Annotated in this window: 10 protein-coding genes, 1 other RNA gene and 1 other annotated feature; all 11 genes read left to right on the forward strand. The window is 36.8% G+C overall.

The genetic code is table 11. The features are described 5' to 3' along the window. The first annotated feature begins 62 nt into the window (after positions 1-62). Positions 63-307: a binding site (T-box leader), on the forward strand. Positions 308-371: 64 nt separating this feature from the next. Then, positions 372-1655, forward strand: a complete 1284-nt coding sequence (gene hisS / locus V7014_RS10870; protein WP_335506994.1) for a histidine--tRNA ligase — start codon at positions 372-374, stop codon at positions 1653-1655. A 2-nt stretch (positions 1656-1657) separates the two neighbouring features. Then, positions 1658-3433, forward strand: coding sequence for an aspartate--tRNA ligase (gene aspS / locus V7014_RS10875; RefSeq protein WP_335506996.1), 1776 nt, complete (start codon positions 1658-1660; stop codon positions 3431-3433). Positions 3434-3495: 62 nt separating this feature from the next. Further along, positions 3496-3681: non-coding RNA, 6S RNA (gene ssrS, locus V7014_RS10880), on the forward strand. 344 nt (positions 3682-4025) lie between these two features. Continuing rightward, positions 4026-4793 (forward strand): tRNA threonylcarbamoyladenosine dehydratase, encoded by a 768-nt coding sequence (locus V7014_RS10885; RefSeq protein WP_335506997.1) that lies wholly within the window; start codon positions 4026-4028, stop codon positions 4791-4793. Between the two features lie 36 nt (positions 4794-4829). Beyond that, complete coding sequence (locus V7014_RS10890; RefSeq protein ID WP_335506999.1) at positions 4830-6113, forward strand: replication-associated recombination protein A; 1284 nt, start codon at positions 4830-4832, stop codon at positions 6111-6113. 197 nt (positions 6114-6310) lie between these two features. Next, a complete protein-coding gene (locus V7014_RS10895) occupies positions 6311-7621 on the forward strand; it encodes an S-layer homology domain-containing protein (RefSeq protein ID WP_335507001.1) in 1311 nt (436 codons plus the stop codon). A gap of 298 nt (positions 7622-7919) precedes the next feature. Then, positions 7920-8339, forward strand: a complete 420-nt coding sequence (gene cymR, locus V7014_RS10900) for a cysteine metabolism transcriptional regulator CymR (RefSeq protein ID WP_335507003.1) — start codon at positions 7920-7922, stop codon at positions 8337-8339. 96 nt (positions 8340-8435) lie between these two features. After that, a complete protein-coding gene (locus V7014_RS10905) occupies positions 8436-9581 on the forward strand; it encodes a cysteine desulfurase family protein (protein ID WP_335507005.1) in 1146 nt (381 codons plus the stop codon). A 21-nt stretch (positions 9582-9602) separates the two neighbouring features. After that, entirely contained in the window at positions 9603-10718 is a 1116-nt protein-coding gene (mnmA, locus tag V7014_RS10910; RefSeq protein WP_335507007.1) for a tRNA 2-thiouridine(34) synthase MnmA, read from the forward strand. A 262-nt stretch (positions 10719-10980) separates the two neighbouring features. Beyond that, on the forward strand, positions 10981-11544 hold the full coding sequence (locus V7014_RS10915; RefSeq protein ID WP_335507009.1) for a DUF4825 domain-containing protein: 564 nt from the start codon (positions 10981-10983) through the stop codon (positions 11542-11544). Positions 11545-11628: 84 nt separating this feature from the next. Continuing rightward, the coding region (locus V7014_RS10920; protein ID WP_335507011.1) for a tetratricopeptide repeat protein at positions 11629-11928 on the forward strand (300 nt) is incomplete at its 3' end.

The raw sequence follows: 11928 nt of genomic DNA on the forward strand, positions 1-11928 counted from the left end.
ATACTTGTAGAGACAATTATTATTAGTAAAATAATGATAATTACATATAATTCATTTTATATACAAAACCGATGATGGAGAAAAGTAATTAGGACTATTGGGTCAAGAGAGGGAAAGTCGTGGGCTGTAAGCTTTCCTACATCGATGCTTAATGAACGAACACTTCGTAGGTTTCTCTCTGAAAAAGAGCTCTCTCTTTAGTAGGAGAAGAACGTGAACAGGCGTTAACTGTTTTCTAAGGAAATGCTTTTAATGTGCATTTTGAATTAGGGTGGTACCACGGGAAATGATAACTCTCGTCCCTTGTAATATTGTTTACAAGAGACGAGGGTTTTTTTTGTATGTAGTGAACCATGGAGGAGGAATAAGTAATGAGTATGCAAATCCCTAGGGGAACGCAAGACATCCTTCCTGAACAAGCGGCAATCTGGCAATACATTGAAAGTGTAGCAAGAGACTTGTGCAGGAGATATCAATATAGTGAAATTCGTACGCCGATCTTTGAACATACAGAGGTATTTCAAAGAGGTGTTGGTGAAACAACTGATATCGTACAGAAAGAAATGTACACTTTTACTGATAGAGGCGATCGTAGTTTAACTCTTCGCCCAGAAGGTACAGCTGCTGTTGTTCGCTCTTTCGTAGAGAATAAGATGTTTGGTTGGGCAACACAACCTGTGAAATTGTTTTATAACGGACCGATGTTCCGTTATGAAAGACCACAAGCAGGTCGTTTCCGTCAATTCGTACAATTTGGAGTAGAGGCAATTGGAAGTGCCGATCCGGCTATCGATGCTGAAGTAGTTAGCTTAGCAATGAATCTGTATAAAGCGCTAGGACTTAAAGAATTAAAGCTTGTCATCAACTCTTTAGGTGATATTGAAAGTCGTACGGCACATCGACAAGCTTTAATCGATCACTTTAAACCTCATATTGGTGAGTTTTGTGGCGACTGTCAAAATCGTTTAGAGAAAAACCCTCTACGTATTTTAGATTGTAAAAAAGACCGTGATCACGATCTAATGAAAACGGCACCGTCTATTTTCGATTATTTGAACGATGAATCTCGTTCGTATTTTGATAAAGTATTGAAACATTTAGATGATATGGATATTCCATACACAGTAGATGCTACACTAGTGCGTGGATTAGATTATTATAATCACACAGCATTTGAAATTATGAGTAATGCTAAAGGGTTTGGTGCGATTACAACGCTTTGTGGTGGTGGTCGTTACCATGGTTTAGTAGAAGATTTCGGTGGACCAGAAGTACCTGGAATTGGATTTGCTTTAAGTATTGAAAGATTAATTGCAGCATTGGAAGCAGAAGGTGTTACCTTACCAATCGAACAAACAACGGACATTTATGTTGTCGCGCTTGGTGATGCAGCAAAAGATTACAGTGTTAAATTAGTAAATGAATTACGTCAAAATGGCTTTTCTGTAGATAAAGATTACAACAATCGAAAAGTGAAAGCGCAGTTTAAAGCAGCAGATCGTACAAAAGCGCGTTTTGTAGCGGTACTTGGTGACGATGAACTTAATAATAATAAGATTACATTGAAGAACATGGAAACTGGTGAGCAGAAAGAGCTTAATTTAACAAGTTTCATCGAAGAGTTCAAAATGGAACAGCAAAAAGGGAGGAAATAGGGATGTTTGGCAGATCGTATTTTTGTGGTGAAGTATCAGAAAGTGCCATCGGAGAAAAAGTAACTCTAAAAGGTTGGGTACAAAAAAGAAGAGACCTTGGGGGACTAATTTTCATTGACCTTCGTGACCGCACTGGAATCGTTCAAGTAGTGTTTAATCCAGATTTATCAACAGAAGCTTTAGCAATAGCGGAAAAAATTCGAAATGAGTATGTAATAAGCCTTGTAGGTACAGTTGTTGCTCGTGCTGAAGAAACGGTAAATCCAAATTTAAATACAGGTAAAATTGAAGTAACAGTTGAAGAAGTTACGATTTTAAATGAAGCGAAAACTCCGCCGTTTTTAATTGATGATAAAGCTGAAGTATCGGAAGATCTTCGTTTAAAATATCGCTATATTGATCTTCGTCGTCCGAAAATGTATGAAACATTTAAAATGCGTCATGACGTAACTAAGACCGTTCGTAACTACTTAGATTCAGAAGGATTTTTAGACATTGAAACACCAATGTTAACAAAGAGCACTCCAGAAGGTGCACGTGACTATTTAGTACCAAGTCGTGTACACGATGGAGAATTCTATGCTTTACCGCAAAGCCCTCAATTATTTAAGCAGTTGTTAATGGTTTCAGGTTTTGAGCGCTACTATCAAATTGCTCGTTGTTTCCGTGACGAAGACTTACGTGCAGATCGTCAACCTGAATTTACACAAATCGATATTGAAACAAGCTTCATGAGCCAGGAAGATATCATGAGCATGACTGAAAGCATGATGCAAAAAGTTATGAAAGATGTTAAAGGTATTGATATTACGTTACCTTTACCACGAATGACTTATGACGAAGCAATGAGCCGTTTCGGTTCTGATAAGCCTGATACTCGTTTTGGTCTTGAGTTAGTAGATGTTTCTGAAATCGTGAAGGATTCAAGCTTTAAAGTGTTTGCAAGTGCTGTTGCAACAGGTGGACAAGTTAAAGCAATCAATGTTAAAGGTGCTGCAGAGAAGTATTCTCGTAAAGATATTGATGCACTAGGCGCATTTGCTGCTGTATACGGTGCAAAAGGTTTAGCTTGGTTGAAAGTAGATGCTGAAGGCTTAAAAGGACCGATTGCGAAATTCTTTGAAGGTGAAGAAGGTGCGGCACTTCAAGCAACTTTAGAAGCACAAGATGGTGACTTATTATTATTCGTTGCTGATAATAAAACAGTTGTAGCGGATGCATTAGGTGCTCTTCGTGTAAAACTTGGTAAAGAATTAGGCTTAATTGACGAAAATGTATTCAATTTCTTATGGGTAACGGATTGGCCATTATTAGAGTATGATGCAGAATCAGGACGTTATTTCGCTGCTCACCATCCATTTACAATGCCATTCAGAGAAGATCTTGATAAGCTAGATTCAGAACCACAAAATGTTCGTGCACAAGCATATGACTTAGTATTAAATGGTTATGAGCTTGGTGGTGGATCACTTCGTATCTTTGAAAGAGATGTTCAAGAAAAGATGTTTGAAGTTCTAGGATTCTCTGCTGAAGAAGCAAAAGAACAATTTGGCTTCTTACTGGATGCATTCGAATATGGTACACCTCCACATGGTGGTATTGCTCTTGGTTTAGACCGTTTAGTAATGTTACTAGCAGGTAGAAGTAACTTAAGAGATACAATTGCATTCCCTAAGACAGCAAGCGCAAGCTGCTTATTAACTAGTGCGCCAAGCCAAGTAAGTGTAGACCAATTAATTGAATTACGTCTGGCATTAACTGGGCAAAAAAAGGACTAAATAATCACCTAGTATCACTTGATAATGAATGTTTTAGTATGCTATGATACATTCAACAAGTAAGAGTCCTGATGTGTACGTTATCTTCACCTATAAGTTTTGACCGAACACTTATAGTTTTGGGAGCCCGAAGTTTTGCAAATGCGTAAATGCCTCATTCGTTGTGGACTTACAATGTTGCAAACAGAGCACCCACCTGCGTAGAGCGGGTTCAAAACGAAGGCGGAAACGGCACGATTGGGACTCTTACGCTTTGATTTATAACATAAGCCTTCCTTTTCAAGCTAAGGCTTTCGATTAAAGACGGAGAATCTCTTGTAAAGAGGTGCTCCGTTTTTTATTTCAGGTAAAAAAGTATATAATTTTACAAGGTACCTAACTGGTCCCTTTTTAGTGGTCGCTCTTCGTGTTTCTTTTATCTCAGTCGATGGGCGAAAGAAGATACGGAGCAAAACGGGCGCTTGCGCTTTTCTTTATAACAAGAGACTTTGTCATTTACTGCATATTATTTTATAATACATAAAAACATATGTTCTTGTTAAAATGTGAAATTAAAGTGTTTTACTAATATATGAAGATGGAGTTGGAAGATATGTTACATCAGTTTTCAAGAAACGAGTTAGCAATTGGGACGGAAGGATTGGAAAAATTAAAGAATACAACTGTAGCTGTATTAGGAATTGGTGGAGTTGGATCATTCGCTGCAGAAGCGTTAGCAAGATCTGGAGTGGGGCGATTGATATTAGTAGATAAAGATGATGTTGATATAACTAACGTGAATCGCCAGTTACATGCATTGCTTTCAACTGTTGGCAAATTCAAAGCAGATTTAATGAAAGAAAGAATAGCTGATATCAATCCAGAATGTGAAGTGATTTCTTTGAAGATGTTTTATACGGAAGAAACGTATGAACAATTCTTCAGCTATGGATTAGATTACGTAGTGGATGCTTCTGATACTATTTCATATAAGATTCACCTAATGAAAGAGTGCTTAAAGCGCAATATTCCTATCATCTCTAGTATGGGTGCTGCGAATAAAATGGATCCAACACGTTTTCAAATAGCCGATATTTCTAAGACGCATACGGATCCGTTGGCGAAAGTCATTCGTATAAGATTACGTAAAGAAGGTATTAGAAAAGGTATTACAGTTGTATTCTCTGATGAGAGTCCCATTGTAATTCGTGAAGATGTTCGAAAAGAAGTAGGAAATGATGAGGCTAGTATTCGCAAGGCGAAAATGCCACCATCTTCTAATGCTTTTGTTCCTTCTGTTGCTGGCTTAATTGCGGCAAGCTGGGTAGTTCGAGAAGTCTTGAAAGATGTGAAAATTGTACGCATGAGTGATGACAAGTAAGTAGTGGATTATGCTAAGTAAGGAGGTTTTGCAGTCATGTATCATGAACCTTTATCACATAGATTAAGACCTTCTATCATTGAAGAAGTTGTTGGTCAAGAGCACATTATCGGACCTAAGTCTGCTCTATATAAGATGATTAAAAATGGACATGTTCCTTCGATGCTTTTATATGGTGAACCTGGTACAGGAAAAACTTCGCTAGCGTATGCCATTGCTGGAAGTACGAAGAGAGATTTCTATGCTTTAAACGCGACAACATGCGGTAAGAAAGATGTAGAAAATGTGATTGAAGAAGCACGTTTAACAAGAAATGCTCTTCTATTTCTTGATGAAATTCATCGCTTTAACAAAAGCCAACAAGACTCTCTTTTGAAAGCGTTAGAGGAAGGTGTATTTGTTTTAATTGGTGCAACGACAGAAAATCCTTTTCATAGCGTAAACAGTGCGATTCGGTCACGATGTGGACAAATTAAACAATTACAACCATTATCAGCACCCGCAATTAAGAAGTTATTAGAACGAGCGGTTACGGATGCCGATAAAGGATTAGGAAAAATGAACATATCTATCGAAGAACCTTTACTAGACAAAATCGCGGCTACAACAAGTGATGGAAGAACAGCTTTGAATTTACTCGAAGATATAGTCATGGCATCAGAACGTAGTGAAGATGGCGCGATTGTAGTGGAGGAAGATACGGTCAATCAAAGTATTGAGAATAAAGGATTTACGCATGATAACAAGGGCGATATCTACTATTCTTTACTTTCAAGCTTTCAGAAGAGTATTAGAGGTAGTGATGTGAATGCAGCTTTGCATTATCTTGCTCGGCTTTTAGAAGGTGGAGATTTAGTAGCAATTTGTCGACGTTTGCTTGTAATTGGTTACGAAGATATAGGGCTAGCAAATCCAGATCTTTGTGCAAGAGTGTTGCCTGCTATCCAAACGGTAGAACGACTTGGACTCCCAGAAGCTAGAATTCCTTTGGCGAATGTAGTAATTGAATTGTGCTTATCTGCTAAATCAAACTCGGCTTATACTGCTTTAGATGCAGCTATTGCTGATATTCGAAAAGGAAGAACGGGTGATATTCCTTCGCATTTGAAGGATGCTCATTATCAAGGAGCAAAAGAATTAGGGCATGGGATAGGCTATAAATATCCGCATGATTATCCTAATAGCTGGGTGTATCAAGAATATTTACCGAAGGAATTGCAAGATACAGTGTATTATCAGCCGAAAAATGCTGGTGAAGAAAAAAAGTTAGCCATGATTCATGATCGATTAAATGGTCTGAGAAATCAATCAAAAAAATAATTCACATTTATTGGATGGTTTGTTAAAATTAACTACAAATATAATGTGTAATAAATTTATAAACGAAAGTGACACCATGAAATAATTTTTAATTATGAGTGGTGTCACTTTTTTTGCATTAATTTATTACTAGTTTCATAAAGTTACAGAGTTATATTCTATATAATAGTCGAAAAGAAAAGGATAGGAGTGAAACGATGAAAAAAATGTCTAGAAGTATTTTAAGTTTTATTTTGGTTTTTGCGTTATTTCTGAGCTTGGCAAGCTCGCCATCATCAGCAGCACAAGCTAAACAAGTAAATTATTTGTCACTCGGTGATTCGTTAGCAGTAGGTCAAACACCATACAAGAAGATAGATTCGAGCTTTTCTGATTTTACAGCTGAGGCTTTTAAAGGAAAGAACGTACTTGGAAGCTATTCGAAAGAATTTGCTAAATCCGGTGATACAACAGTGGATGTGTTAAACAAGTTATCAAAAGATTCTAAGCTGCAAGAAGCAGTTAAGAAATCCAACCTAATTACAATCTCGGCTGGAGCAAATGATCTTCTAAAAGAGGCTAAAATTGATTTAAATGCAGGGACAATTGCGATCGATGTAACGAAAGTGCCAGCTCAATTACAAGAAATTGCTACAAACTATGGAAAAGTTCTCGGAGCAATTAAAGCATTAAATCCAGACGCAAAAGTTTATGTAATGGGTATTTATTTCCCGTTTCCATATCTTCCTGACGTGACTCAAGTTACTCAGCTTTCATTACTTGCAAAATCATTAAACAAAACAATCTCTGAAGCTACTACTCTTGGGGGAGCAACGTTTGTTTCTGTATATGACCAAATGGGTGGAGATAATATGGAAATATTAAAGAAGAACCTGCCTAACCCGACAGATATTCATCCTAATCTAGATGGATATAAAATCATGAGTGCTGCGTTATTAGAAGCTATTGCAAAGCAAGCAACACCGGAACCAAAACCAGAACCGATTGTACCGGTGGATACAAAAGGTCATTGGGCTGAGAAAGAATTGCAATATTTAGTGTCAAACAAACTATTAAGAGTAGATGATAAAGGATTTGTTTATCCAGACAAAGAGATTACTAGAGCAGAAGTAGCAACGATTCTATACAATTCTATCCCGACTACGAAAGAAATACCTGCAGATCCAGGATTTAAAGATGTACCGAAAGAGCATCCAGCGTATATGGCAATCGCGAAGCTAACAGCGCTTGGTGTATTTGCGAAAGCGGAGAAATTTAATCCTAATGACACACTTACACGCATTCAATTAGCAAAAGTAGTGACAGCAACTTTCCATTTGAAGACAGTGGGTACGCCTGTTGTATTTAAAGATGTTCCGAAGTCTTATTGGGGCTACAATTTTGTTCAAGTAGTAGCTACTAATAAGCTAATGCTTGGTAGCAATGGTAAATTTGATTTACATTCTTCTACTACGCGTGGTCAATTTGCAGCTGTAGCAGTAAGAGCGATTAAAAGCGCTTCAAAATAAGTGGTCGAATCCAATCATAATTCTTGTCTAACCTGATAGTCGCCATGCTCTATTAAAAAATCGAGCATGGCTTCTTTCGGTGTTATTTTGGAGTTGAATTTAGATTTAATTGCTTAGGGAATCCTTTATATATAAGTTTAAAATGTTTGTAGTTTATCACAATACGGTATAATAGAAGTAAATACATTGTTATACTTAAGTATGATATAATTTCAAAAGTCTATTTTATGCTGATTATTGTACAATTTACGATAATACATAAACATTTTGTAATAAATTTAATTGGGGTGCTATATATATGAAAATTTCTACTAAAGGACGTTATGGTTTAACGATTATGATTGAACTAGCAAAGAAGCATGGAGAAGGTCCTACTTCATTAAAGTCAATTGCTCAAACACATGATTTATCTGAACACTATTTGGAGCAATTAATTGCGCCGTTAAGAAATGCTGGTCTAGTAAGAAGTATTAGAGGTGCATACGGTGGATATGTGCTAGCAAAAGATCCTAGTGCCATTACATCTGGTGATATCATTCGCGTATTAGAAGGACCTATTAGTCCAGTAGAAGGTATTGAAGATGAAGAGCCAGCAAAAAGAGCTTTATGGATTCGTATTCGTGATGCAGTAAAGGACGTATTAGATACAACAACTTTAGAAGACTTAGCAAACTACAATGAAGATGATAATATAGAATCTTACATGTATTATATTTAAAGTATATCGGGGCTTCGTTCACGAAGTCTCCATTGACCACTTGGCTATTCATATAATAAAGTAAATGAATTACTTAAAATAAAGGAGGGAGAGGTAGTGGAACGAATCTATCTCGATCATGCCGCTACAACTCCTATGCATCCAGATGTAGCACATGAAATGATGAACGCGATGCAAGAGAATTTCGGAAATCCATCAAGTATTCACTTCTTTGGAAGAGAAGCTCGTAAAGTTGTTAACGAAGCGCGTAGACAACTTGCAACTACAATTGTAGCTAAAGAAAATGAAATCATTTTTACTAGTGGTGGTACAGAAAGTGATAATCATGCACTTTCAGGAGTAGCTCATGCATATGCATCAAAAGGTAAACATATTATTACGACAGCGATTGAACATCATGCTGTATTGCATACATGTCAATATTTGGAGAAGCAAGGATTTGAAGTGTCGTATTTACCAGTTAATGAACAAGGGCAAATATCGCTTGAAGACTTACAAAGTGCGTTAAGAGATGATACAATACTGGTTTCTATTATATATGGAAATAATGAAGTAGGAACTCTTCAAGATGTACGAGCGATAGGGGAAATGCTACAAGAACATCAAGCGTTCTTTCACACTGATGCTGTACAAGCCTATGGAATTATGCCTATAAATGTAAAAGAAATGAAGATTGACTTACTTTCTGTATCCTCACACAAAATTAACGGTCCTAAAGGAATTGGTTTTCTTTATTGTAGAGAAGACATTACACTTGCGCCTGTATTTCATGGAGGAGAGCAAGAAAGAAAGAGAAGAGCTGGTACAGAAAACCTTCCTGCTATTGTCGGGTTTACGAAAGCTTCTCTAATTGCACATGATATGATGGAGAAAAAGCATGAACTGTACAAACAGTTTAAAGAGCAAATGATTCGAATTTTCACGGAAGCACAAATCGCTTTTTCTGTAAATGGATCGCTTGAGAAGTCTTTACCACATGTGTTGAATATTAGCTTTACTGGGGTAAATATTGAAGTTATGCTAGCTAATTTAGACATTTTGGGTATTGCAGCTTCTAGCGGTTCAGCTTGTACTGCTGGCACAATTGATCCATCACATGTGTTAGTAGCGATGTTCGGTAAAAATCATGAAAGAACAACGAATTCAATTCGATTTAGTTTTGGTATAAACAATACAAGTGACCAAGTGAAACAGGTTGCTGATGAAATAGTGAGAATTGTAAAGCGTCTTACGAAACAATAAATAAAAGTGGGGTTCAAAGCGATGACTAAAGCACCAAAAGATACCCGCGTTGTAGTAGGGATGTCTGGAGGAGTTGACTCCTCTGTGGCTGCACTTCTTCTAAAACAACAAGGCTATGATGTAATCGGTATTTTTATGAAAAACTGGGATGACACAGATGAAAATGGTTTCTGTACAGCAACTGAAGATTACGAAGATGTAATGAAAGTTTGCGATCAAATTGGTATCCCTTACTATGCAGTAAACTTTGAAAAGCAATATTGGGATAAAGTGTTTACGTATTTCTTAGATGAATATCGTGCAGGTAGAACACCTAATCCAGATGTAATGTGTAATAAAGAAATTAAGTTCAAAGCGTTTCTTGAACATGCAATTAGCCTTGGAGCAGATTATTTAGCTACAGGTCATTATGCACAGGTAGAGCACCGTGATGGTGAGTACAAGATGCTTCGCGGCGTTGATGATAATAAAGATCAAACATACTTCTTGAATCAATTAACACAAGAACAATTAGAAAAGGTAATGTTCCCACTTGGACATCTACCAAAGTCTGAAGTGCGTCGAATTGCGGCAGAAGCAGGCTTAGCGACAGCGAAGAAAAAAGATTCAACAGGTATTTGCTTTATCGGTGAAAGAAACTTTAAAGAATTCTTAAGCAATTATTTACCTGCACAGCCAGGGAATATGGAAACAATGGACGGAGAAGTTAAAGGTAAACATGATGGCTTAATGTATCATACAATTGGACAGCGTCATGGTCTAGGGATTGGTGGAAGCGGCGAACCTTGGTTTGCGGTAGGAAAAGATTTAAAACGTAATGTATTGTATGTTGCTCAAGGTTTTGAGAATGATGTACTATACTCTACTTCTCTTCAAGCAGTAAACTTGAGCTGGGTATCTAATCGACCAAAACCAAAAGAATTCAGATGTACGGCTAAATTCCGTTACCGTCAAACAGATAATGGAGTAACAGTTAAGATACTTGCTGAAGATCGTGTTGAGGTTATTTTTGATGAACCTACACGTGCTATCACGCCAGGCCAAGCTGTCGTTTTTTATGATGGTGATGAATGTCTAGGTGGCGGTACGATTGACACTATATATAAGAATGGTAAACAGCTTACTTATGTAGGATAATGAGACTGTGCTTTTTTAGCAGATAAAGTGAAACTTTAATCGATGGGGTGCGGTTTCCCTAAGATTAGTGGTTGAACCAATCGGGTTCTTATTGGCGCTTAATCTCCCACTTAAACACTTTTGATTTCGCTTCGTTTTGAAGTGAGAGTCTTAGCGCCAGTTTGAACGGGATAAAATGAGAAACCTCAGTTCTGATTATGAGCTGAGGTTTTTCATCTGTCATTCAACTAAGATGTACAACAAAAAGGAGAGTGTATGTAAATTGAAACGTATAATCATGATGATGTGCTCAGTAATCTTATGTAGTGTGATATTAATGGGATGTCAATCAAAGAAGGAAGAAACGAAAGAGAATACTGTTGAAGAGCTTCTAGTCTTTAAAGATTCTACGATCGGAGACTCTAGTGCAGTAGTGAATATGAGTTATTTACTTCCAGGTGGAAAATATGTAAAACAAGTATCTTTACAAACAGAACAGAAACCGTATGGTCTTACAATTGATTATGGTGTTAAAGAAGGTACAAACATTAAACAAGAAGCCTTTGAAGATGATTGGGATGATAAAGTTACAGAAAGAACTTTTTTGAACAATGCTACGACTTATTTTATTTTAATTGAAAATGTTGATGTCGTTGAATTTAAATTACATACAAAAGCTCTTAAATCTTTCAAAATAACAAGACAAGAAATGAACGATTTCTACGGTAAAGATGTGAGAGAATATGCAGATGATAAAGAAGCATGGAATGAAGAAGTATTAAATAACACGGTTGGCGATGATGCAAAAGTAGAGAAATTCTTTAAAAAGCATCCCATTCAATCATAATTCTTTCTACTTGCGCTCTACTGAGTAACGTAAGAAAGGAAATATGATATACTTCTTTATAGAAAAAATGGAGTGTGAATAGTTATGAACAAAAATGAACAGGGCATTCAATATATGCAAGAAGGTAAGTGGGAAGAAGCGGCAAAGGTTTTTTCTGAAGCAATTGAAGAAAATCCTAATGAGGCTGTTTCTTATATTAACTTTGGGAACGTGTTAACTGCAGTTGGTGAGGTAGCCAAAGCAGAGAATTTTTATAATAAAGCAATATCAATTGATGAAAACGCTGGTGCAGCATACTATGCATTAGGGAATTTATATTATGATAACGATAAATTGATGGCAGCGAAAGATCAGTTTGAGAAAGCGATTAAAGTAGGTTTACAC

Source organism: Bacillus sp. JJ722, assembly GCF_036963345.1.
Lineage (GTDB): Bacteria > Bacillota > Bacilli > Bacillales > DSM-1321 > Bacillus_AD.

What these genes read in the sequence shown, in the direction of transcription:
- hisS (WP_335506994.1), top strand. Translation starts at nt 372, where the DNA reads ATGAGTATGCAAATCCCTAGGGGAACGCAAGACATCCTTCCTGAACAA.
- aspS (WP_335506996.1), top strand. Translation starts at nt 1,658, where the DNA reads ATGTTTGGCAGATCGTATTTTTGTGGTGAAGTATCAGAAAGTGCCATC.
- V7014_RS10885 (WP_335506997.1), top strand. Translation starts at nt 4,026, where the DNA reads ATGTTACATCAGTTTTCAAGAAACGAGTTAGCAATTGGGACGGAAGGA.
- V7014_RS10890 (WP_335506999.1), top strand. Translation starts at nt 4,830, where the DNA reads ATGTATCATGAACCTTTATCACATAGATTAAGACCTTCTATCATTGAA.
- V7014_RS10895 (WP_335507001.1), top strand. Translation starts at nt 6,311, where the DNA reads ATGAAAAAAATGTCTAGAAGTATTTTAAGTTTTATTTTGGTTTTTGCG.
- cymR (WP_335507003.1), top strand. Translation starts at nt 7,920, where the DNA reads ATGAAAATTTCTACTAAAGGACGTTATGGTTTAACGATTATGATTGAA.
- mnmA (WP_335507007.1), top strand. Translation starts at nt 9,603, where the DNA reads ATGACTAAAGCACCAAAAGATACCCGCGTTGTAGTAGGGATGTCTGGA.